This window comes from Veillonella dispar (genome assembly GCF_900637515.1).
Classification (GTDB): domain Bacteria; phylum Bacillota; class Negativicutes; order Veillonellales; family Veillonellaceae; genus Veillonella; species Veillonella dispar.
Genome location: NZ_LR134375.1, coordinates 428817 through 453028 on the forward strand (window position 1 = coordinate 428817; position 24212 = coordinate 453028).

The 24212-nt window shown below is 39.2% G+C and carries 26 protein-coding genes and 1 tRNA gene; 22 read left to right on the forward strand and 5 right to left on the reverse strand.

The window, feature by feature from the left end:
• The first annotated feature begins 196 nt into the window (after window positions 1-196).
• From EL171_RS01915 to EL171_RS01930, 4 genes are read left to right on the forward strand one after another with little or no spacing between them, the layout of a single operon-like run.
• Entirely contained in the window at window positions 197-826 is a 630-nt protein-coding gene (locus EL171_RS01915) for a 3'-5' exonuclease (protein ID WP_005387936.1), read from the forward strand.
• A gap of 14 nt (window positions 827-840) precedes the next feature.
• Window positions 841-1503 carry a deoxyribose-phosphate aldolase gene (gene deoC / locus EL171_RS01920; RefSeq protein WP_005387937.1) on the forward strand — a complete coding sequence of 221 codons (663 nt, stop codon included), beginning with the start codon at window positions 841-843 and terminating at the stop codon, window positions 1501-1503.
• A 53-nt stretch (window positions 1504-1556) separates the two neighbouring features.
• Entirely contained in the window at window positions 1557-2858 is a 1302-nt protein-coding gene (locus EL171_RS01925) for a pyrimidine-nucleoside phosphorylase (protein ID WP_005387938.1), read from the forward strand.
• 31 nt (window positions 2859-2889) lie between these two features.
• Entirely contained in the window at window positions 2890-3285 is a 396-nt protein-coding gene (locus tag EL171_RS01930) for a cytidine deaminase (RefSeq protein ID WP_039969672.1), read from the forward strand.
• A gap of 41 nt (window positions 3286-3326) precedes the next feature.
• Here EL171_RS01930 and EL171_RS01935 read toward each other — a convergent pair whose 3' ends face one another.
• Window positions 3327-4148, reverse strand: a complete 822-nt coding sequence (locus EL171_RS01935; protein ID WP_039969612.1) for a MetQ/NlpA family ABC transporter substrate-binding protein — start codon at window positions 4146-4148, stop codon at window positions 3327-3329.
• A gap of 252 nt (window positions 4149-4400) precedes the next feature.
• The gene (gene menA / locus EL171_RS01940; protein ID WP_005387943.1) at window positions 4401-5297 is read right to left on the reverse strand and encodes a 1,4-dihydroxy-2-naphthoate octaprenyltransferase; all 897 of its coding nucleotides are present in this window, start codon (window positions 5295-5297) and stop codon (window positions 4401-4403) included.
• Window positions 5298-5538: 241 nt separating this feature from the next.
• Here menA and EL171_RS01945 point away from each other — a divergent pair, with 241 nt between their 5' ends.
• The 4 genes from EL171_RS01945 (at window position 5539) to EL171_RS01960 (ending at window position 8998) form a co-directional block, all read left to right on the forward strand.
• The gene (locus EL171_RS01945; protein ID WP_005387945.1) at window positions 5539-6483 is read left to right on the forward strand and encodes a hypothetical protein; all 945 of its coding nucleotides are present in this window, start codon (window positions 5539-5541) and stop codon (window positions 6481-6483) included.
• Window position 6484: 1 nt separating this feature from the next.
• Window positions 6485-7261 (forward strand): hypothetical protein, encoded by a 777-nt coding sequence (locus EL171_RS01950; protein WP_005387947.1) that lies wholly within the window; start codon window positions 6485-6487, stop codon window positions 7259-7261.
• A 116-nt stretch (window positions 7262-7377) separates the two neighbouring features.
• The gene (locus tag EL171_RS01955; protein WP_005387948.1) at window positions 7378-7749 is read left to right on the forward strand and encodes a RidA family protein; all 372 of its coding nucleotides are present in this window, start codon (window positions 7378-7380) and stop codon (window positions 7747-7749) included.
• Between the two features lies 1 nt (window position 7750).
• A complete protein-coding gene (locus EL171_RS01960; RefSeq protein WP_005387949.1) occupies window positions 7751-8998 on the forward strand; it encodes an L-cysteine desulfidase family protein in 1248 nt (415 codons plus the stop codon).
• Between the two features lie 1422 nt (window positions 8999-10420).
• Here EL171_RS01960 and EL171_RS01970 read toward each other — a convergent pair.
• A complete protein-coding gene (locus EL171_RS01970; RefSeq protein WP_005387958.1) occupies window positions 10421-11608 on the reverse strand; it encodes an MFS transporter in 1188 nt (395 codons plus the stop codon).
• Window positions 11609-11869: 261 nt separating this feature from the next.
• On the opposite strand from EL171_RS01970, the gene EL171_RS01975 reads away from it, so the two are divergent.
• The gene (locus EL171_RS01975; protein ID WP_005387959.1) at window positions 11870-12100 is read left to right on the forward strand and encodes a hypothetical protein; all 231 of its coding nucleotides are present in this window, start codon (window positions 11870-11872) and stop codon (window positions 12098-12100) included.
• 307 nt (window positions 12101-12407) lie between these two features.
• Here EL171_RS01975 and EL171_RS01980 read toward each other — a convergent pair.
• Both EL171_RS01980 and tadA read right to left on the reverse strand, forming a co-directional pair.
• A tRNA-Ser gene (locus EL171_RS01980) sits at window positions 12408-12498 on the reverse strand.
• Window positions 12452-12997 carry a tRNA adenosine(34) deaminase TadA gene (gene tadA, locus EL171_RS01985; protein ID WP_197718130.1) on the reverse strand — a complete coding sequence of 182 codons (546 nt, stop codon included), beginning with the start codon at window positions 12995-12997 and terminating at the stop codon, window positions 12452-12454. Before tadA ends, EL171_RS01980 begins: the two co-directional genes overlap by 47 nt.
• Window positions 12998-13080: 83 nt before the next feature.
• Here tadA and EL171_RS01990 point away from each other — a divergent pair, with 83 nt between their 5' ends.
• From EL171_RS01990 to murI, 13 genes are all read left to right on the forward strand, one after another.
• Window positions 13081-13728, forward strand: coding sequence for a trimeric intracellular cation channel family protein (locus EL171_RS01990; protein ID WP_039969616.1), 648 nt, complete (start codon window positions 13081-13083; stop codon window positions 13726-13728).
• Window positions 13729-13856: 128 nt separating this feature from the next.
• Entirely contained in the window at window positions 13857-15671 is a 1815-nt protein-coding gene (locus EL171_RS01995; protein WP_005387961.1) for a DUF4127 family protein, read from the forward strand.
• 10 nt (window positions 15672-15681) lie between these two features.
• Window positions 15682-16803, forward strand: coding sequence for an acyltransferase (locus EL171_RS02000; RefSeq protein ID WP_005387962.1), 1122 nt, complete (start codon window positions 15682-15684; stop codon window positions 16801-16803).
• Between the two features lie 174 nt (window positions 16804-16977).
• Window positions 16978-17835, forward strand: a complete 858-nt coding sequence (locus EL171_RS02005; RefSeq protein WP_005387963.1) for an aminotransferase class IV — start codon at window positions 16978-16980, stop codon at window positions 17833-17835.
• A gap of 55 nt (window positions 17836-17890) precedes the next feature.
• A complete protein-coding gene (locus tag EL171_RS02010) occupies window positions 17891-18937 on the forward strand; it encodes a methionine ABC transporter ATP-binding protein (RefSeq protein ID WP_005387964.1) in 1047 nt (348 codons plus the stop codon).
• Window positions 18918-19571, forward strand: a complete 654-nt coding sequence (locus tag EL171_RS02015; RefSeq protein WP_005387966.1) for a methionine ABC transporter permease — start codon at window positions 18918-18920, stop codon at window positions 19569-19571. The genes EL171_RS02010 and EL171_RS02015 overlap by 20 nt, the downstream gene beginning before the upstream one ends.
• A gap of 9 nt (window positions 19572-19580) precedes the next feature.
• Window positions 19581-19877, forward strand: coding sequence for a YerC/YecD family TrpR-related protein (locus EL171_RS02020; protein ID WP_005387967.1), 297 nt, complete (start codon window positions 19581-19583; stop codon window positions 19875-19877).
• Window positions 19878-19942: 65 nt separating this feature from the next.
• Complete coding sequence (locus tag EL171_RS02025; RefSeq protein WP_039969619.1) at window positions 19943-20737, forward strand: TSUP family transporter; 795 nt, start codon at window positions 19943-19945, stop codon at window positions 20735-20737.
• A gap of 11 nt (window positions 20738-20748) precedes the next feature.
• Window positions 20749-21516, forward strand: coding sequence for an SDR family NAD(P)-dependent oxidoreductase (locus tag EL171_RS02030; RefSeq protein WP_005387970.1), 768 nt, complete (start codon window positions 20749-20751; stop codon window positions 21514-21516).
• Between the two features lie 137 nt (window positions 21517-21653).
• Window positions 21654-22505, forward strand: coding sequence for a hypothetical protein (locus tag EL171_RS02035; RefSeq protein ID WP_005387972.1), 852 nt, complete (start codon window positions 21654-21656; stop codon window positions 22503-22505).
• Between the two features lie 19 nt (window positions 22506-22524).
• A complete protein-coding gene (locus EL171_RS02040) occupies window positions 22525-22869 on the forward strand; it encodes a YkvA family protein (protein ID WP_024066183.1) in 345 nt (114 codons plus the stop codon).
• A gap of 118 nt (window positions 22870-22987) precedes the next feature.
• On the forward strand, window positions 22988-23407 hold the full coding sequence (locus EL171_RS02045; RefSeq protein WP_005387975.1) for an acyl-CoA thioesterase: 420 nt from the start codon (window positions 22988-22990) through the stop codon (window positions 23405-23407).
• Window positions 23400-24203 (forward strand): glutamate racemase, encoded by an 804-nt coding sequence (gene murI / locus EL171_RS02050; protein ID WP_005387977.1) that lies wholly within the window; start codon window positions 23400-23402, stop codon window positions 24201-24203. Before EL171_RS02045 ends, murI begins: the two co-directional genes overlap by 8 nt.
• The last annotated feature ends 9 nt before the right edge of the window (window positions 24204-24212 follow it).

The window sequence follows — 24212 nt, forward strand, 5'->3', positions numbered from 1 at the left end:
CCTCCATACTACATATATATCTAAATAATTTTCACATACAGAGGGCCCATCTGTCAATTAAAATTGATGTGAAAGCGGTGACTATTAGTCACCCTTGAATAGTAGATTATAGACTGTTTCATGCTATAATAAATGGAGAAAATGAATATAATTCTTATATATAAATTTTGAAACATATAGATTTGAAAGGAGTCCTATGTTAGATTTTGTTGCATTAGACTTTGAAACAGCTAATAAATTTAAAAATAGTGCGTGCTCCTTGGCGGTTATTACCGTAAAGGATGGACAGATTATAAAAAAGGCATACAGCCTTATTAAACCACCATTTATGAGCTTCGATGATGAATGTATTGAAATTCATGGCATTCAACCAAAGGATGTTATCCACGAGAAAACATTTGATCAATTGTGGAATGCTATCTACGAAAATCACTTAAAAGGGAATATCATGGTAGCTCACAATGCAAAATTCGATATGAATGTATTGCGTGCTACACTGGATTACTATAAAATCCCTTGGCCTGATCTTGATTATGCATGTACGGTGAAACTTTCACGTGCAGTATGGCCAGATTTAGTAAACCATAAGCTAAATACGATGGCCGCATATATCGGGGTTGAGTTTAAACATCACTACGCATTAGATGATGCGGAAACATGTGCTAAGGTTGTATTAGAGGCGGCTAAAGCTAAGGGCGTTAATAGCTTGCCAGATTTATTGAAGGCTACAGGTGTACCACTAGAACCATTTATTGATGACAAAAATCGCGCTGCTCAAGAGGCTTTACATAAAGAACCTGAGCCAGAGCAAATGTCGTTCTTTTAGTAAGGAGAGACACTATGTTAGGTAAAGAATTATTATCTTATGTGGATCATACACTATTGCGTCCTACAGCTACATGGGATGATATTAAAGAAATTTGTGATGCTGGCGTAGCCTATAAAACAGCATCTGTATGTATTCCACCGGACTTTGTAGCTTCCGCCCATGAAGCGTACCCAGACCTTAATGTATGTACTGTTATTGGTTTTCCTTTAGGCTATGAAACGACAGAGGTTAAGGTGGCTGAAACAAAACAAGCCCTTGCAGAAGGGGCCTCTGAAATCGATATGGTCATAAACCTCGGCGATGTAAAGCAAGGCGATTTTGAGGCTGTAACGAATGAAATCGGGGCCCTTAAAGAGGCTTGTGGCGATAAAATCTTAAAGGTTATTATCGAAACTTGTTATCTTACCGACTCTGAAAAGGTGGCCCTCTGTAAATGTATCACCAATGGTGGGGCAGACTACATTAAAACTTCTACTGGTTTTGGTAGCGGTGGCGCTAGCCTTGAAGACATTCGTTTATTCAAGAAGCATATCGGTCCTAATGTAAAAATTAAGGCTGCCGGTGGTATTCGTTCTATCTCTGACATGAAAGCCTATATTGCAGAAGGTTGCAGCCGTATCGGCGCCAGTGCAGCAGTAGAACTACTTAAAGATCATTTAGACGAAGAAGTATAATAGAAAACCACCTAGGCCGTGCTTAGGTGGTTTCTTAGAATGGCGGTATAACCATGCGGATGTATGATATTATTCTAAAAAAACGGTCTAATTTACCCTTAACAGATGAGGAACTTCGTTTTCTTATCTCAGGCTATGTAAATGGGGACATCCCTGACTATCAAGTGAGTGCCTTATTGATGACCATTGTATTTAATGGGATGAATGCTCGTGAACTAGGCACATTGACTATGGCAATGGCACAATCGGGGCGCATGGTAGATTTGTCCAATATTGATGGGATAACAGTAGATAAGCATAGTACTGGTGGTGTAGGGGATAAGACAACTCTTATCATAGGACCCTTGGTAGCTGCTTGTGGAGGCAAGGTGGCGAAAATGTCTGGTCGTGGTTTAGGGCATACGGGCGGCACTATCGATAAGATGGAATCTATACCAAATTTACAGGTGTCACTAGACCAAGAAGCATTTATGAATCAAGTAAATCGAATCGGCCTTGCCGTTATCGGACAATCTGAAGGGCTGGCACCCGCAGATAAGAAACTATATGCTTTGCGTGATGTAACAGGCACCGTAGATAGTATCCCTCTAATTGCATCCTCTGTAATGAGTAAAAAATTAGCCTCTGGGGCACAAGCTATTTTATTGGATGTAAAGGTTGGTAGTGGCGCCTTTATGAAAACCATAGACGATGCTCGCGCATTGGCGAAAGCTATGGTAGATATTGGAACGGAAAATGGCCGCTCTGTTAAGGCTGTTTTAACCGATATGGACCGACCACTAGGTCACGCCATTGGTAATGCTTTGGAAATTCGTGAGGTTATTAACACCTTGAAAGGTCATGGCCCAGAGGATTTAACTCATGAATGTCTTATCATGGCAGCTCATATGCTCGTGTTGAGCCAAATTTGTGATTATGAAACTGCTCTCAGTCGCGTACAACAGGCCCTTAATTCGGGAGCCGCTCTTGAACGATTGCGCATGATGATCGATGCCCAAGGTGGAGATAGCCGTGTTCTTGATGATGAAAGTTTACTAGCCATCGGGAAATTCACTTATGATGTTACAGCGCCTCAAGACGGTTATATTACACACATGAATACAGAACAATGTGGTATTGCATCTGTTATGCTCGGGGCTGGTCGCACCGTTAAGGATGATCCTATCGATTATAGTGCAGGCATAGTAATGCACAAGAAAACCGATGATGCTGTTAGGGCTGGTGAAAGCATAGCTACCTTATATGCTTCTCATGAAAGTTTGCTCGTAAATGCGGCTAAAACATACTTAGAGGCAATTACTTTTGGTAAAATAGCACCAGTGGTGGTAGATACGATTCTTGATATGGTGGAATGAGGATATCCATATGATAGAAAAGGAAACTGATATGACGGAACAGGAAATTCAAAAGCTTATTGATCGTGCCATAGTAGCTCGTGAGAAAACCTATAGTCCCTATTCCCATTTTGGAGTGGGTGCAGCCCTTCTGTGTGAGGATGGGGCAATCTATGAAGGTTGCAATATAGAAAATGCATCTTATGGTTTAACTAACTGTGCAGAACGAACTGCTATATTTAAAGCCGTATCAGAAGGTCGTACAAAATTTAAGGCCCTCGCCGTAGTTGCTGATACGGAAGGCCCTTGTGCACCATGCGGTGCCTGTCGCCAAGTAATTTCTGAATTTGAAATACCACAGATTATCTTGGCTAATCTAAAAGGAAATTATAAAGTTGTTAGTCTTGATGAGTTATTACCATTTAGATTTGGTACGGACAGCTTATAGTAAAAAAGAGACCACCGATGTGGTCTCTTTTTTACTATAACTTAGAATGCAGGAACAATTGCACCTTGATATTTATCTTCAATGAATTTTTTGATTTCAGGGGTATGAAGAGCTTCCATCAATTTTTTGATGCGAGGATCGCTTTCATTGCCTTTAAGTACAGTTACGATGTTTACGTAAGGGGAATCTTTAGATTCGATTGCCAATGCATCTTTACTAGGGTTAAGACCCGCATTTAATGCATAGTTTGTGTTAATAGCTGCTAAAGCTACATCGTCAAGAGAACGAGGTATTTGAGCTGCTTCTAATTCAACAAATTGGTAACCATTAGGATTGGAAGTGATATCTTGAATTGTAGATAAGATATTGCTGGAGTCTTTCAATGTGATAAGACCTTCTTTTTGCAATAACAATAATGCACGACCACCGTTTGTAGGGTCATTAGGGATAGCGATTTTAGCGCCTTTAGGAAGATCTTTTAAATCTTTGATTTGACGGGAATATAAGCCCATTGGCTCAAGGTGAACACCACCAACAGATACTAATGGAAGGTTATGAGCTTTTGCGAACTCATCCATGTAAGGTACATGTTGGAAGAAGTTTGCATCGATTTCTTTATCACCCAAAGCAAGGTTTGGTGTGTTGTAATCAGTAAATTCTGTGATTTGTAAATCAATACCATCTTTTGCCAAGATAGGTTTAACTTGTTCCAAAATTTCTGCGTGAGGTACTGCTGTAGCACCAATTTTTAATACTTGTTTGCCGTTGTTAGCAGCTTGTTTGTTATTGTCATTACCGCAACCAGCGATCAATAAAGCACCGCCAAGGATTACAGTAGCTGCTAATGCTAAAAATTTTCTCATTAGACACACTCCTTTTACAATCATTTAATATAAAATATTACACTTATAGTACTAAATTATTTCCTATCTATCAAGAAGGAATTATTACGAGTTCTCCATAGCTTAAAGTTATACCAAAAAGAGATTTCCAAACTAGTATCTATAAATAGTTGATAGTGTTTGGAAATCTCTCTTTATTTTATGTAACTGTATTTAATGTATGTACGTATTGGTAAACACTTATTTGCTAATAATTGTATCTATGGTTCAACCTTATTTACCTATGATAAGTCCAATGGACCACATGATTTGGTAAATCATTGCGGCCCCTGCAGTGGTCCCCATTGCCTTGTCTAGTAGGAATTCATCTGTTTTAGTACTTAAGGTATGTACTGTTTTGAAAGCTAGTGGTGCTGCGAGAAAGGCGAAGAGGGAGAACCATGTCATGTGACCTACGATGATCCATGCAAGGATCCAAATGAAATTGAATAGGTAGGTGACGCTCATTAAACTGAGGGCACGTTCACGACCCAATACGATTGGTAATGTACGACGACCATGGCTTTCATCATTTCGAATATCACGAATGTTATTCGTGAGCATAATGGAACCAACGAGCAATGTAGATGGAATAGCAGGGATTAATAATGCTAAAGATAAGTCTCGCGTCCATGTGTAGCCTGTAATGAGGACGATGGCAAAACCCATAGCGATACCAGAGGAAATTTCACCAAATGGTGTGCGAGAAATTGGTTTTGGGCCACCAGAGTAGAGAAAACTGATGAGAATGCAAAGAAAACCAGCTGGAATATAGTACCAAGTGATAGTTGCCGATAGATAAAGACCGATGATAATAGGTACAACCATGAGTACCTTAATCATGGTAACGATGAGCTCTGGGGTAATGGCACCACGGGTGATAGAACCCGCATTGCCGACCTTCTGCCCCGCATCGAGACCAGATTTGAAATCTTTATATTCATTCCATAAGTTAGCAACAATTTGAGCTGTTACAACAGCTAAAAATATTAAAATCGTATGGAAAATGGCGAGACCTGTACCTTGTGCAGCCCCAAATGCGTAATAGCTAAAGGCAGCACCTAAAATAGTAGGCCCTAAAGCAGCCGCTAATGTACGAGGCCTAGTGAGTGGAATTATTTCTTGTATCATAATAAAAGCACACCAAGTGTGCACTCCTTTCTATTTCTCATACCATATGTTTACATATCTATTTAAGTATTGTATAGCAGAACTGATAGGTTGTAAATTACACTATACAGTTATACATCTCAATATAGTATAATAATTAGTATATGCAGTATAGATTATCTTTTTGATATCTTTATAGATGCAGTACAGGTTATGAATATAATCTGTATACATAGTGTATTGTTAAATCGTGAGGTGTCTTATGAGAGCTCTCAATAAAAAAATGATGACATTGGCTTGTGCGACGTGCTTAACTGTTGGCATGGGTGCAGTGGCATGTGCTGATACAGTAGATTTAGGATATGGCTTGTATGGCAATACGTCTCCTACGGTGAAAGCTGTAGAAGTTATGCGCGTTCCTACAGATGCAAAGCTACGTAATAATGAGCAAAGCCAAATAATTTCAGTGGCAAATAAAGCGGCTGTTGATGCTGTTAATACTAGTTTAAAATTACAAGCACCGGTACAGGTTGATCCTATGAAGGGCGATGTGTTAGATGGATTTTCCTACTATCAATTACAAGGGACGGACAAACAAGGTCACCATGTAGGGCAGTTAGTTGTTGTAGACTATTCTAAAAATGCTATAGATCAAGTGATTAATATGAATAAAACTATTTTAGAAAAGGTTCCAGACGCAGAAAAAGCTAAAATAAAAAGCTCTATCTCTAAATATGTAGATTCCTACTCTAAAGAGAAGGCTCAACAACAATTACAAGGTTTGAAGGGCAATACGATTGAAGGTGCTAAATTAGCGAAAGATTTGAAGATGCTAAATGACAAGTTACCTGCTCACATTATGGGGGTAGTTGATAAAATGCTTGCTACAGAAAAGAATTTATCTCCTAAAAGTAAAGAAGAGCTCCGTTCTTATGTAGACTTTATGGCAAAACAAGTGAGCCTAGATGCAACGCATGTGGCCTATAAACCTGTGCAAACACGCTATGGTACAGCTGTGACTGGTGATTTACGTGGTAGTCTTATATATGATGGCTTTAGAAACACCGACTCCTTAATTGGTTATGCTGTTCCTACCAATAAAGGTGTATCCTTACAGATTTTAATGTCTGATGATTCTAGCCATGATTATTGGGCTAATGAGTTGAATCATATGTATCAAACGCAATCTCTCAAGGGAGGTAAATAATATGAAATCGTTGAAAGTATTGGCTTGTGCAGCTTGCTTATTGGGAACTGTATCTAGTGTAGGTTTCGCTAAGGATGTACAAACCATTGCAGGTTCTATGGTAGTGCCTAACAATGTCAATGTTTTTTCTGCATCCAAAACAAATACACGTGATTTTGTAGAGAAGCAAATGAAACAAAATTCTTCAAAAAATATGGCCATGAATATGATGGCTGAAGATATTTTCAAAAACTTTGGCACTACTTTTGATGTATACCAATTGCAAGGGGCAGATAAAACAGGTCAAAAGGATGCATTCCTAGTAGCGCTAGATGTTAAAGAAATTGCGCAAAAAGTAGCTAAAGATAAGACAAATGATCCTATGTTTGTAGCTGCAATGGCAGCTCTAGATAAAGGTCAAATTGATCCTGTTACAGAGCAACTCATGCTAGGTGCCATTAACAAGCAAATTCCAACTACTACAACTGTAGTCCCTTTAAATGATCCGAAACGTTATGCTAATCTTAAGACTCGGTCAGGTGAACTGCTTATAAAACCTAGAACGCTTACCGTAGAAAATGCGGAACAAGTACATCCTGTGGCTGGTACAAAATATCAAACTTATGCAGCAAGTTCTCGCTTGTTATATGCGGATGGAAATGTACAAACTCCGCTTTATGCAAATACTGCATTTGTGTTAAAGCCAGGCAAACCGGTACTATACGTAGGTGTAACAACTGATGTACAACGGGATTATTTCAAAACGATATTTGACAACGCCTTCAAATCTATTAAATAATTTATGATAGATATGCTTTCACGAAGTATGTCATTTACAAGGTAATTACTAATGTGAGTATGGCGGCATTAGAATGATCTATATTATTTTCAATTATATTTTAAAGGAGAATTATTATGAACACAATTCACACAGACAAAGCTCCAGCAGCAGTAGGTCCTTACTCTCAAGCTAAAGTAGTACGCGGTTTATTATTCGCTTCTGGTCAAATTCCACTCGATCCTGCAACTGGTTCCATTGTTGCAAGTGGTATCGTAGAGCAAACTGAACAAGTATGTAAAAACATTGATGCTGTATTGGCTGCAGCAGGTTCTGACTTCTCTGAAGTTATTAAAACTACTTGTTTCTTGGCTGATATTGCTGACTTCAAAGCATTTAACGAAGTGTATGCTAAATATTTCACTTCTAAACCAGCTCGTTCTTGCGTAGCAGTAAAAGACCTTCCATTAGGTGCTTTGGTAGAAGTGGAAATTATTGCGGAAGTATAAGATGGATTATATTTCCTTATTACAATCAGAGATGCGTCCTGCCTTCGGGTGCACTGAGCCAATTGCATTGGCTTATGCGGCTGCGAAGGCAGTCTCTGTTTTAGATGAGTTTCCTAACCATATTCACGCACGATGCAGCGCGAATATTATAAAAAATGTAAAGTCCGTAGTCATTCCTAACTCTGGTGGTCGAAAAGGTCTTCAAGCTGCTACTACGCTTGGCGCCATCGTAGGTCACCCTGAGCGTGAGCTAGAGGTATTAGAATCTGCTACAGATGAAGATCGTAAATGGCTCGGCACATTATTAGATGCCAACTTCTGTACGGTCTCACTCGCTGAAGGTGTAGATAATCTTTATATCGAAATCACTGCTGAAACAGATGAACATACAGCAGTGGTTCGCATTGAAAACGACCATACAAATGTAACCTATGTTGCTGTAGATGGTGAGATTGTGTCTGAAACAATCAATGAAATTAAGAAGGTTGCAAAAACAGAATATGCTATGACCTTTGATAGCATTTACGAATTTTCTAAAACGGCAGATATTTCTGGCATCATTCCTCAAATCAAACAGCAAGTAGAATACAATACAGCTATTTCTCGAGAAGGTTTGTCTAACGATTATGGCTCCAATATTGGCCAGCTCTTGTTGTTGGATGAAGAAAATCCGTCTCTAGAAACGAAATGTAAGGCTCGTGCGGCAGCTGGATCCGATGCGCGTATGAGTGGGTGTCCATTGCCTGTTGTAATTTGCTCTGGCTCTGGTAACCAAGGCTTAACAGTATCGGTACCTATCATTACGACTGCCGAGGAACTTGGTAAAAGTGATGATGAACTTTATCGAGCGCTAGTCTTTGCTAACTTGTTAACACTATACGTTAAATCTGGCATTGGTAAATTGTCCGCATACTGCGGCGTTGTATCTGCTGGTGTTGTAAGTGTAGCAGGTATTGCCTTCTTGAAAGGTGATAGCAAGGATATCATTGAGAATACCTTAGTAAATGGTCTTGCCAGCTTATCCGGTATCGTTTGTGACGGAGCAAAACCATCCTGTGCAGGTAAAATTGCTATCTCCCTTGATGGCGCGTTCATGGGATATAAACAAGCACGCCTTAACAAGAACTACCAAAAAGGCGATGGCCTTGTAGCATACTCCGTTGACGAAACCATCCGCAGTATCGGTACTGTGGCTCAAGGTATGAAAGAAACGGACGTAGTTATCTTGAATGAAATGCTAAAACACTAATTTAGCTAAAAATATAAGCCCCCGTAAGGGGGCTTTTTTGTATATTAACTTGTATACTATGATATTATAATGTTGATTATATTTTTTATTATTCATAGGATATATAAATTAAATAAACATATAGATTACAATGTATGAAATATTGAGTGGATTATAGGTGCAACATTAATGGGATTAGGTATATTTACAATAATTTTTATTATTATGGCAATAACTACAGTGTTAGGCCCAGTCAAAATAAGTAGTAAATTTTTATTTTATATTGCACCAGTAATATTAATTGCTACATCATTGATTGAAATTTTATTGATAAACAATATTCAATATAGAAATGATTATAGAATTATAAATCTTTCTATAATGTTTGTAAGCTTTATGACTGTAGCATATATTAGGAGTAAACAACCTTTAAAGAAATAAAGTAGGTGTTTTGGTGTTTTTTATAAATTATATTTGGTACTTTATTCTTGTTATATCACTTATATTTGTAATAGTTGGTAGTGTCTATCAAATCAATGGTTGGAACTATAGGATACCGATGGGGCGTGGTGATTTTTTTAAGATCTATATTATTACCTATATAGGCATTATATTCAGTTTATTTTTAACTTATCGCTTGAAGATTAGTGTATATGACAGTAGCAACCTTTTATATGCTATTATAGTTTGCATTATAGGTGCTATAAGTATATCTCAATTCTTTTTGTGTGGAATGCGAAGAATTGTTGATTTGAAATGGTGCTCCCCTTTATTTTATCCTGTTGTATTTATATCGGGTCTTATATTATCTAAGTATATTCCTGATTTAATATCACTTATGATGCTAGTCCAGCTTTTGCTTTACTTCACACCAGGTAAAAGTGAGTAAGCTACTCGGTTTTATAATCTTGTATGAGGTAAATGATGACGGTTTTAATGTTTTTTGTGATATATTTTGGTTCAGTAGTTCTTTTATGTTCTTATAATTTTATTACATGTGGGAACTTCTGGAGAACGGATTATTCTGCATTAAATAGGAAGTGGTTTTTCTTCTATAGTCTCATTATAGAGAGTATTATCCTTATAGTGTTACCGCAGGTTAGGTATTTATTTAATGAACCTTATATAAACTCTATGTTAGGTACCATATTATTTGTACTTGTATTAATAGTTTGTAATATGGGTACGCAATATATTGGTATTAAGCGTTTGGTTGATATTGGAATTACGAATCCGAAATGGTATTTAGGGATTAATTTTCTTCTCTTAGGTTCTATATTACTTCCTGGAGAAATAAAAAGTATTATTGTACATTCAATTAATATGGTTGTATTAGTTATGCCACGTCAAACTATTAAAAATAATAAATCACATTGATTTAATGTAGATAGTATATGTATAAAACAAAAAGGGCTGTTTTACAGCCCTTTTTGTAGTTCTTGTCTATTGTAATTTTTTAGGATCTTTAAGTATCAATGATGCCCCAAGGCCCATTACGAGGAATGGCACGAGTGTCATCATAGCTACCGGTAAGGAGTAGGTATCTGCTAGGTTACCTACGACAGGAGCAATGACACCGCCGATGGTTTGGCTCACGCCAAGAGTGATACCCGATGCAAAGCCGATACTTTTGGCTAGATATGTTTGGCCTAGTACGATAACTGGGCTGTAGCTAATTGCTTTGGCAGCACCAATCATGAGTAGTAGCAAGTAGGCTATAGGCATCATGATGAGTGGTGAGAAGGTTGGAACCTCTGTTAATAGGAACATAGCGGGTAACCAAACTAATAGGGATAGTCTGATAATCTTGATAGGACCATATTTATCGCCCAATAGACCGCCAATATAGGTCATGAAGATGCCAATACTAAAGAATACAGTCAAGGCAAAGCTACCTTGTTCTGGGCTTGTACCGAGCTCACGAGTCCAGAAAATCGGAATAAACGCATTGATAACGCGGAAGTTTACTGATTGGCTCAAGATAATAATGAACAAGATGCCAAAGTATTTCCAGTAGTTCTTCAGCGGTTTCGACGCCACTGTTGGATTTTCAGTAGCTACTGCTTGGTCGATAGTACGTGCATGAGCTACGATATGAGGCATTAGTATGAACAATATAGTAAATATAATAATACCTACTACGGTGAAAGCTGCCAATCCATGAGGCCCAACTGTATAAGCAATGGCACCTGCAAAGAGTGGACCAAAGGCGAAGCCTGAGCTGCCGCCGATAGCAAAGGTGCCCATGGCCTTACCTTTCTTGCCACCACCGAGACGGTTCATAATCTTCGCACCTTCAGGATGGAAGATGGAAGATCCAACGCCAGCTAATGTGGCACAAACGAGGAGGCTTTCATAAGAGGTAACAAAGCCCATCATACCTGTACTACATGCAGATAATAAAACGCCGAAGGCAATGAGCCGCGGTTGATTGATCTTGTCCGAAATATAACCTAGTAAAGGCTGTAATAATGATGATAATGCTGTATTAGCTAAGATGAGAAAACCTGCTTGCTCTAAGCTCAGTCCATAGGTATAAATGAACAGAGGTAAGAGGGCAGGCAACACACTTTGACAGGAGTCGTTGATCATGTGACTCACTGTAATGAGATAAGGGTAATATTTTTTCATAGTAGTGTCCCCTTGAGTCTATTTAATAGCAGTAATTATATCTTGTGTATATTATAACTCATAAAGTTACTAAAGTATTGATAAATATAGATACAAAAAAGCGCTAACCATTAGTGATCTGTGCTTTTTGTTTACGCCAAATACTTTATAAATAGTGTTTATTTTGTACTAAAAAAAGGCCTAGTCATGACTAGGCCTTATATTGTATCTTATTTTAACACTATGTATAATGAACTTAAATGATATGGAAAGAGTGGTAAAATGTTATCTCTTATATTAATAAAACTAAATGAAGAAAAAGCTATATATGAGTTCCACCCTAACGCTAGTGCTGAGTATGGCATAATAGAATTAGATCGTAAAAGCAATGTGGCTATTGTTAAAGAACCATTGCAAGGTAGTGAGTGGCATACAGTACACGCTTTAAATAAATTGGAGGAATACGGAAGTTTAAACTCATTTCCTAAAGAAGAAAGATTATATTGGTATTAAGAGTTATGCAACATGTATAACTCTTTTTTATAAGCATTTTACGCCCTTTCATGTGTGATGATTGGGCACATTTTTATTGGTGTAAAATAAAACACCCTACTAATATAGCAAGGTGTAAGAGATGATTATATGATTTTGTAAAATGTCATGGGGCAATAAATGGGGCAAATACCACCATATAATAGAGAATGATTGATACACAAAATTCACTCAATAATATAAGAAAACCTAGATAACATCTGTATTATGTGTATCTAGGTGTATCTAGGTTTATCTATTGTATCTCTATCATTATCATTTAAAAGAATGGCAGAGGAGGAGGGATTTGAACCCCCGCGCCGGTTGCCCGACCTACCGCATTTCGAGTGCGGACCCTTCAGCCTCTTGGGTACTCCTCCGTGCTTTACGGCGCTCTTTAAAGAAGTCTTTCATAATTTGGCTACATTCATCACCAAGCACACCAGATGCTAGTTCTGGTTCATGATTTAAACCAGGATGAGAGAGCACATTGAATAGCGATTCCACGGCGCCTCCTTTGTAATCACTTGCACCATATACAACACGGTCTATACGACTGTTAATAATGGCTCCAGCGCACATCGGACACGGCTCTATCGTAACATACAGGGTACAACCAGTCAACCGCCAGCGCTTGAGAACATCGCATGCTTCGCGGATTACGAGGACCTCTGCATGGGCCGTTGCATCATGATCGAGTTCACGACGATTGTGATGGCGTGAAACAATGGTATTATCTTTTACGAGAATGGCACCGATAGGGATTTCTCCAAGTTCATAAGCCTTTCGTGCTTCTTCCATGGCAATGGCCATAAAATATTCGTCCCGTGTGCGTTCATCCATATTTTCAATGTCTGTAGGTGTAATGTCTTTTGTCATTGGCATGCCTCTTCATGTATAATATCTTACATAAAGTCTATCATAGTGTACGCAGTTATGCGAATAGATTATTTGGGGGAATTATGGACATTATTTGGTATATATTTGATATGATTGGCACCATTGCCTTTGCTGTATCCGGTGCACTCGTTGGGGTATCCCGGAAGATGGATATATTTGGTATGACTGTCCTTGCATTGGCTACTGCTATTGGTGGTGGTATTGTACGGGACGTGTTGCTCGGCTATTTTCCGCCGAATTCATTGCGAAATATAGTGTATGTTACCGTTGTTTTAGTGGTAACTGTTATCGTGTTCTTGATTTATAACAGCCGATATCGCAAGCATGCGATGGGACCTCGTAGTCGAGCTAGTTACTTGTTGGCCGATGCGTTAGGATTAGCATCATTTACCGTAACAGGTGCTTCGGCAGGTTTTAAACTCTATCCAGAGTTGCCTATCTTTATTGTGTTGCTCGGTACAATCACTGCTGTTGGTGGCGGTATTATCCGCGATATGTTGGCGCAACGCATCCCATCTGTTTTGAAAGAGGATGTATATGCCTTGCCTAGTATTATTGGAGGCATCGTTTATTATCTTATGGTTACATCGAGTTGGGACAATATGGCCGTATATGGTGCTTTCACAGTAGTACTCGTTATCCGTCTACTGGCCCTCAAGTACAATTGGAGTCTGCCTAAGGTAGGAAAAACCAAGCCGGTTGCGAAATAATAGTCAAATGATATAATTATACTATTGAGCATATGAACATTTCATAAAAGTGTCAGAAAAAGAGAGTATTATAAAACAGTTAATTTCGCGAGTCGGGAGTACTCGCTACACAGAAGGAGATTTGATTTATGACGAATAAATGGTTGAAAGTAGCACTTATGGCAGCAGCCATCGCTACTGGTACATCTATTAAAATTGATGCGGAAACCGTGTTGTATGTACCTCAAGATGATCGCCCTGTAAGCTTACAATATACTGTAGATACAGCTCGCGAAGCAGGTATGACTATATTGACACCACCTCAGAACTTGATTTCTGGTAAGAATTACCAAGGTCAAGCAGATCAAATCATGGCTTGGGTTGAACAAAATGCAGGTCGTGCTGATGTGATGGTATTGAGTACAGATACGCTTATTTATGGTGGTCTTGTAGACTCTCGTAAACACAACATTCCACTTACTACATTGGAAAGCCGTTTAAAACGTATTGAATCCTTAAAAGCTCGTAATAAAAAGGTGCGTATTTATGGTTTTGGCACTGTAATGCGTTCTCCACGTGCTAGTGGGGGCGGCACTGAACCAGCTTATTATGCGGAATACGGTCCTACTATCTTCCAAATTGCAGCATTGCAAGATAAATTAGACTCTGGCTCCTTAACACAAGAGGAAACTCAAAAATTGATGAGCTTACAAGCCTCTGTTCCTGTAGAATATTTACAAGACTGGTTTGACCGCCGTCAAAAAAATATGAAAATCAACAAAGAGTTGATCGACGAAACTCGTAGCGGTGTATTCGATTACTTTGCATTGGGCCATGATGATACATCTCAATTGTCCCAATCTGCATTAGAAGGTCGTTACTTAAGTAAATACTCTAAGGATATTCCTGCTGAGAAATATGGTAGCTTCCCTGGTGCCGACCAACTTGGGCTCTTGTTGATGGCTCGTTCTCGTACAGATGAAAGTACAGAAAAACCTACATTCTCTGTAATTTACCCACTCGGTGGTGGCGGCAAAACATTGCCAGGTTACGAAGACCAAACGATTGATAAAACAATTGCTCAACACGTTGAGGCCGTAGGTGGCACTATGGTGACACAAGGTAAACCAACTGTGTTGTTAGCAGTAAATACACCACTTACTACAAGCACTGGTGAATCTGAAAGCTTCGAGAACTTCCCGATGATTTCTAATTCTACAAATGCTTTTGTAGATCGAATTCAACAAGCTGTTGATTCTGGTGTAAACGTAAGCGTTGCTGATATTGCCTATAACAATGGTGCGGACAATACATTAGTATCTGCTATGTACAAACGTGATATGTTATACAAAATCGGTGCGTACAATGGTTGGAATACCGCAAGTAATACGGTAGGCTACGCCATTGCGCAAGGGGTATTGCTCAAAACTATGAGCCCAGAAGGTCACCGCAAAATGTTGACTCAACAATATTTGGATAACTGGGCGTACCAAGCAAATATCCGCAAAGATATTTACCGTATGCAAGACTCTATTCGCACAGATAATGTGCGTTATTCTGGTGAGTTAAATGAACGTCTTGAAAGCTACTTAGGCGAACGAATTCAAGACTTCGCTGAAAAATATCTCAAAATCGATCCTCGTACAGTAAAAGCTACATTCCCTTGGGGTCGTCTATTCGAAACAGATATCACTGTTTACGACAAACCAGTGGTACCTCTTGAAAAAGAATTGCGCTTGAAACGTGAAGCAGAAGCGAAAGCTAAAGCTGAGGCAGAAGCTAAGGCTAAGGCTGAAGAAGCAGCTAAAGCGAATGGTCAAGCTGCGCCAGTACAACCTGCTCAACCAGCAAAGACAACAGCTGCTCAAACTATATCATCTGTAATTCCAGTAGTTAAACAACCGGCTACAACATCTCAAGGTCCACGCCTTGTGCCAACACCTGCAGTTGTACCTGGTCAATAATGAATAGGGAATGGACATGAAAAAAGCATTTTTACCGGAAATTACATATATGCGTGGACTCTGTATGCTCGGTGTTATCGGCATTCATGTAGGTTCTTACGCATTACAAAATCCTTTTGTAAATTTAGAACTCATTAGCGTCTTAGAAATTCTATCACGCTTTGGAGTACCAGCATTTTTCTTCCTCTCTGCATTTGGATTGTTCTACCATACATCTGTAGAGGAACCATTCTCATATAAGGAATTTATGCACCGCCGTATTCAGGTGGTGCTATTTCCATATATTACGTGGTCCATATTTTATTTGCTCTACACAGGACTAACGGCGCATAATCTAGGGAATTTACATCCTGGACCATTGGCTGTAAATCTATTATTTGGTACGTCTATGTATCATTTATACTTTATGGTTATCCTCTTATGGTTCTACGTGATGATGCCGCTATGGCGAGCTATGGTGAAAGTCATCTTAAAACGCCCTGTATTTTGGATGGTTCTATTATTTATCATTCAAGTTGGCATCGATTATGTTTCGTCTTACATGCTCGGCCGGTGGGTAACAGAACACCTCAGCAATAATCCTGTCTTGAAATATCTCTTTGATATGAGACTTAATTATTGGGTTATCCATTATGTGTGGATATTCCTGTTGGGGGCTGTATGTGCTGAGCGCTATGAAACGGTATGCGAATACATGTGGCGCTATCGTTACTTATTAGGTGTTAGTGCGGTAGGCTCTATTTTGTTGATGCTTGGATCCTACTACTATGTCATGGATGTATGGCATTATACAGTGCTTGAAGCAATTTATACAGTTCATCAAATGAGCCCAATGGGTGTCCTCTATACTGGACTGGGAACACTATTTAGCCTGTTCTTATTCCAAACCTTACCAATGAATGCGACCATGGAGTCCACTTGGTCAGAAATAGGGGATAAGTCCTACGGTATTTATTTAGCACATCCATTCTGGTTGTTGATCATCTCTGGCGTGATGGCTAAATATAATCTCCTCTATACAGTGGTCAATGTACTTGCCATGTATGCTATGGCGCTAGGCCTGTCCTATTTGACTGCCGTGACATTAAACCATGTACCTAAACCATTACGTAAATTTATATTAGGACATTAATAATATACATCCGCTAGGATATAGTTTTTAACTATGGTATCCTAGCGGATTTTTGTATATCTAAGTTATATCTTTCACTAAGTAAAGTGTGAAAATTTGAAAGTAATTGTGATATAATAAGTCCATGATGATTACTACTTGATAGAGTAACGATATAGAAAAAGAGGTGCTCCTATGCAAGAATTAACATATTTTAATGGCGAGTTCGTTGAACCAGGTGCTAAAGTTATCAGTATTGATGACCGTGGTTATTTATTTGGTGACTCTGTATATGAAGTAGTACGTGTCGTAAAAGGCCGTTGCTTCGCATTGTCTTACCATCAAGATCGCTTGTATCGCTCTATGCGTGAAATGGATATTCCCGTAAAAATGACCCCAGATGATTTAACAGAATTGCACGAAATTTTAATCGAGCAAAGTGAAATCAAAGAGGGCTATATTTATTTGCAAATCTCTCGTGGTGTAGCGCCACGTCATCATGCATATGATCGTTCCAAACTAGAACCACAAATGCTCATGTCTATCCGCAATTTGGATATGGATGCAGTTAATAAATTGGGTGAAGGTGTAAAAGCGATTGCATTACCTGATGAGCGTTGGGACCATGTAGATGTTAAGACTACTAACTTGATTCCAAATATTTTGGCACAAACTAAAGCGGAGAAGAAATTTGCTTATACTGCCATGTTGTTCCGTGATGGCGTTTGTACAGAAGGTGCAACATCTAATGTATTTGCTGTCAAAGATGGTATCTTGTATACGCATCCAGCAGATAATCATATCTTAAAAGGTATTACGCGCCAAATGATTTTGACTCGCGTAGCACCATCTCTAGGTATTACTCTCATCGAAAAAGAATTCGATCGCGCCTTTGTAGATGATGCGGACGAATTATTCTTTACCGATACAATTGGTGGTGTCATCCCAATTACTAAGCTAGACAGAAATCCAGTATCTGGTGGTAAACCAGGTGCTATTACACTTCGTCTACGCGAAGCACTAGAAAAATTGATGGAAGAAGGTTTGCCTTAATAGGTAATCTACTTTCATTACATGGTAAACTTTTACCTTAAGAAAGGACATTATTTTGATTCAATTACAACACATTAGTAAAGTCTATGAAGGCGCTACTCGTGTGGAAGCCTTAAAAGATATTAGCCTTGATGTTAAAGAAGGTGAAATCTTTGGCATTATCGGTCAATCTGGGGCCGGTAAATCCACATTGATTCGATGCATCAACATGCTTGAAGCTCCTACATCTGGCTCTGTTATCGTCAATGGTACAGATTTAACAACACTTAGCAAATCCGATTTGCGTAAAGCACGCAAAGATATTGGTATGATTTTCCAACATTTTAACCTTTTATCCTCTCGTACAGTGTATGACAATGTGGCATTCCCGTTGGAATTACAAGGCTTGAGCAAATCTGAAATCAAGGAACGCATTACGCCAATCCTTGATATCGTAGGTCTTACTGAGCGTATGAACAACTATCCATCTCAATTGTCTGGTGGTCAAAAACAACGTGTTGGTATTGCTCGTGCCTTAGCGTCTAATCCAAAGGTTCTTCTTTGTGATGAAGCTACATCTGCTCTTGATCCGCAAACAACAGAATCCATTTTGAAATTGTTGAAAGATATCAACGAAAAAATGGGCCTTACTATCGTTCTCATCACTCATGAAATGCACGTAATCCGTGAAATTTGTGATCGTGTAGCGGTTATCGAAGGCGGTGTAATCCTCGAGGAAGGTAGCACTGTTGAAGTATTTACACATCCTCGTGAAAATACTACAAAAGAATTCATCAGCTCTGTTGTGAGTGATAACTTACCACCAGAAGCGTTAGAACATTTAGAATTGCATGATCAATGGATTGCCGGTACAGCTCCATTAGTACGCCTTAAATTCACAGGCCAATCTACAGATGAACCTGTAGTGGCAGGTCTCGTACGACGCTTTAACCTCGATGTAAGTATCCTCTTTGGTGGCATCGACTATATCCAAAATACATGCGTTGGTCGCCTTATCGTTATCTTGAATGGTGACCCAGAAAATGCACAAGAGGGCTTAGACTACATCAAAACATTACCAATTGAAAGCGAGGTGATCGGTTATGTCAGAGCAAATCATTAATCTTCTCATAACTGGTACCCTTGATACATTGCAAATGACCATTATTTCTACGGTCATGGCTATGTTACTTGGTATCCCTCTCGGTGTTATTTTGGTAGTAACCTCTAAGGGTCATATCTTAGAAAATGTAGCGCTTAATAAGGTGCTAGGTGCTATCGTCAATGCAACGCGTTCCGTACCATTTATCATTTTGATGGTAGCTATCATTCCATTCACTCGTATGGTGGCAGGCACATCTATTGGTACCACTGCAGCTTGTGTGCCTTTAACAATCGCTGCAATTCCATTCTTAGCACGTCTTGTAGAAACATCTATTAAAGATATTAACTTTGGCGTAATTGAAGCGGCCCAATCCATGGGTGCAAGTCCACTCCAAATCATTTGGAAAGTATTATTACCTGAAGCATTGCCTACGATTATCGATAACGTAACGGTTCTTATCGTTAACCTCATCAGTTACTCTGCAATGGCTGGTGCTATCGGTGGCGGGGGCCTTGGTGATATTGCTATCCGCTATGGTTACCAACGTTTCCAAGCTGATATTATGATTGCTACCATTATCATCTTGGTTATTTTGGTACAATTAGTCCAAATGATAGGCGATGCTTGGTCTAAAGCGATGAATAAGAAGTAGGAGGATCCTATGAGTATCAATGAGAAGTTGAGAAGTGAACAAAACGATGAGCTATTCACCGCTATATTAACGCTTGAAAATACTGAGGAGTGCTATGCATTCTTTGAAGATATCTGTACGATTAATGAATTGAAAGCTTTGTCTCAACGCTTACAAGTAGCAAAAATGCTACGTGCCGGTGATAGCTACGAAAAAATTGTAGAAGAAACAGGTGCGAGCACGGCTACTATTAGTCGTGTCAAACGATGCTTAGTCTATGGTGCTGATGGATATACATTAGCTTTAGATCGTCTAGGTGCAAAATAAAATAAACTAGCATGACAACGGTGGCCTTTTGGCTACCGTTGATGTGCTATCTACAGGAGGTTTATATGGAGTGGCTTATTGAGGTAACAGGTTTACCATTTGATATCCTAATTCTCGTTTTGCTCGCTGTAGCAGGTGCTTTTGCCGGCTTTGTAGACTCCATTGTGGGTGGTGGGGGCCTAATCTCTGTTCCTGCTATGCTATTAACGAACCTTCCGCCGAGTATGGCCTTAGGCAGTAATAAGCTGTCTAGTATATTTGGAGCTGGCAGTGCGTCGATTACATTCTTAAGAAATCACATGGTTGATTTTTCTCTAGTTCGTAAATTACTACCTTTTACATTTATAGGATCCATGATTGGTACCTTAGCAGTTGTATCATTGCCACCCTTGTATGTAAAGCCTATTATTATCGTCCTACTCGTTTGTGTCACACTTTTTGTGGTATTTAAAAAGGATTGGGGCGAAATAAACCGTACCTCAGCAGTAGCAGGAAAAGCATTGTATATTTGCATGGCTTTTGCTCTTGGCATTGGTGTTTATGATGGTTTTATTGGCCCTGGTACAGGTACATTTTTGATTATGGGCTTTATTTTTACTGGCTTTGATTTTCTGCATGCTTCTGCGAATGCAAAAATATTGAATTTTACCAGTAATTTAGCATCCTTAATCGTATTTTTCTGCTTAGGTCACGTTAATATTAAGTACGGCTTAGCTACAGGGGTAGGCCAAATTATAGGTGCTTACTTAGGATCTCATTTAGCTATTGCTAAGGGTTCGTCGTTGGTACGTGTTGTATTCTTGTCGGTAACGACAGTTATGTTGTTGAAATTAGTCTATGACTATGTTTCCACATTATAGGAGGGCAAGGTATGCCTCATAAAAGTGATGTACAAGTGGCATTGATTAGTGGTGGCACATCGGGCATCGGATTTGCTACGGCAAAATTGCTTCTTAAAGAAGGCTGGTGTGTTGTCATTAACGGTCGTGATGAAAAATCAGGACAAAAGGCTAAGATGAAATTGCGCCGCTATTCTTCAAGAGTGCAGTACATCCAAGGGGATGTATCGAAGATTGAAGATTGTCAGCGTATTGTAAAAGAAACCGTGAAATTATTTGGCGGTGTTTCTGCTCTCGTAACAGCAGCAGGCTATTATGAAGAAGAGCTTCTAGCAGATGTAACAGAAGCAGCCTTTGATGAAATGTTTGGCACCAATGTGAAAGGTACGGTTTTCTTGTGCCAAGCGGCATTGCCCTATTTGCGCGCTACAAAGGGCAGTATTGTAACGGTAGCTAGTGATGCAGGCTTACAAGGCAATGTGGCTTGCTCTGTATACGGTGCTTCAAAAGGTGCAGTAGTGAGTTTTACGAAATCACTATCCCTTGAAATGGCACCACATAATGTGCGCGTTAACTGTGTTTGTCCTGGGGATGTGGATACCTCTTTAGTAGATAAACAAATTGCAAATGCTCAGCAAAATGCAGAGGCTGCTAAGGCTGAAATGGGCCAACATTATCCCTTGGGACGCATTGGTCAACCTCATGAAATTGGAGAGGTTATTGTATTTTTATTGAGCAATAAAGCTTCCTTTGTAACGGGGGCAGCATGGACTATCGATGGTGGTCTCACTAGTTGGTAAGATAGAAAATATTGGAAGTTATTTTATTTTTTAAATCTATAGATAATTAGAAAAATTCATTTCACTTCTAGCAATAGAATGGTATAATAATACTAATAATATGACCTATAGTTGGTTCACAACAAAGGAGAATACTTATGGCAGAATATAATGGCGTAACACTTGAGCCACTTATGGATGGTTCTCAAGATCGTGACTATCAAGTTGAACAATTTATTTTCTGGGGTGCAGGTCGTGCAGCGGCATTGGCATTATCCCCTAAATTCAGCAGTGTTGCTTTGTGCGCCAATGCAACGTATATGGTAACTCGCATTGCACATCTTTATGAAGTAGAATTGCAATCTGGTGCCGTAGTGGGTCTAGTTGGTGGTCTTAGCACAGCTGTAGGTACAGCGGCTATTTCTCTTCTTGTTCCTCTAAAAGCAGTTCGCGTTCCTGTAGCAGTTGGTTTAACATATGCTATCGGTAAAATTGCTCACATTTGGATCCAAGATGGTATGCCTTCTGATATCGAACGTTATAAACCAATGGTTGCTGAATTCCTTGAAAGCGGTAAAGCTATAGCAGGTGACATCATCCGTGATGCAAGCGCTAGCATTCCTTTCACACAAGGTCAACGCGACGTTTGGGCTGGTATTGCTAATGAAACAGGTCTTGCTAAAGAAACTTTGAAACAAGTTTACGAAGAAAAAGTAACACCTGCTATCGATAAATGGAATACAGAAACAAAATATCAAATCCATGACAATGCAGCAGAAGTTGTGGCGAAAGTAACCGATGCGGCAAAAGAGAAAATTGATGTTGCTAAAGGAAATATTGATGTAGCTAAAGAATTAGCTAAAGGTGGCGTAGAAGTAGCTAAAGCTTCTGCACAAGCTGCAGTAGAAACTGCAAAAACTAAAGCTAATGATGCTGTTGAAACAGCAAAAGATGTTGCTACAAACACTGTTAATACAGCAAAAGATAAAATTGGTGGTTTGCGCAAATAGGCGCTAAAGGATTATGAAGATGAATCCATTGAAAATTATTAAATATGGTAAGTATTTTAACGAATCTAAATTCGCCGCTTTTTTAGGACGATATGGTAAGAAGCTTGCCTTTGTACAACGAGCAGTGACCTTGTTCCTTTGTATGCGTGACAAGGACACTCCAAAATATGTAAAAGCAGTCATTGCTGGTGCCTTAGGGTATCTTGTATTACCTATTGATATTGTACCGGATACAATTCCTGTATTAGGTTGGATAGATGATGTAGCAGTGCTTGGTCTTGCCTTCAAGGTTGCCAATCGTTACATTAAAACTCGTCATCAAGAAGAGGCAAAAAAATACTTCCCATTTGGTGGCAGTAACTAGCTTTTAACCATTAAGGCAGTTTGATCCGTTGCGATTAAACTGCCTTTATTTATTTGACACGCTAAAGTAATAGATATACAATGAAGGTTGTATTCTATGAAAAAAGAAGGATAAATATATGCATATTGCTTCAGTAAATGTACGCTTTTACGAAACCGATATGATGGGTATTGCGCACCATAGTAATCATTTTAGATGGTTTGAAATGGCACGCATTGAATTCCTTCGTCAAATCGGTGTAACCTTGTGGGATATGATGAATGAGGATATTGTATTTCCTATCATGAATGTATCTTGCAATTATAAAGAACCAGCAAATTTTGATGATGAACTTCACATCGAAACATATTTGGTTAAGATGACACGTGCTCAAATGATATTCCGTTATCGTATGCGCCGTGCCAGTGATGGTGCGCTCCTAGCTACGGGAGAGACTAAGAATGCATTTATGTCAAAATCAACAGGTAAAATTGTGCGATTAGACGATACTTTTTATCAGCCTATGTTAGCAGCTGTTGAGGAGATGCCTAATGAGTGATGTACAACAATTGCCTATCGGCGTGTTTGACTCCGGTGTAGGCGGGCTATCTGTTTTAAAGGTCTTACAAGAACAATTCCCTAACGAAGACTTCATCTATATTGGTGATAATGCGAATAACCCGGTGGGAAATCGTAGTGATGATGAAATTACTTATTTAGCTTGTCATATTGCAGAGGCTCTTGAAAAACAGCCTGTAAAATTGATGGTTATTGCTTGCAATACGTTTACTGTTGTAGCCCTTGATGCGGTACGTGAACGCGTGTCTGTACCCGTTATTGGAGTATCACAAGGCGTAAAAACAGCGATTAGTCAAAGCAAAAGCAAGACCATTGGTATCATGGCGACGGTAGCAACTGTGAATAGTCATATTCATAAACATGTAGCCCTTGAAGTTGATCATGAAGTGCTCGTATGGGAGCAACCATGTCCTGAATTGGCAGGCCTTATTGAGCAAGGTCATTTAGATGACCATTTTGTACGCGATGTATGTACTGAATATCTAGAGCCTTTATTGTCCCGAGAGATTGAGGTCGTAGTTTTGGGCTGTACTCATTTCCCATTTGTACAACCTTTGCTAGAGGAACTAACGTCAGGGCGCATTCAATTCATCGACCCTGCTTTTGAAACGAGTGAACTTGTTCGCCGCAGATTAGAGGGTAAAGATTTATTTAACCCTCAAAAAACGGCGGGTACTGTGTCATTGTATTTTACAAAGGATATTGAGCTTGGTGATAAGCTGAGCGCCTCTTTCCTTAATACAAGTCGTCGCAGCATTGAACATATTACATTATAAAGGAGATGC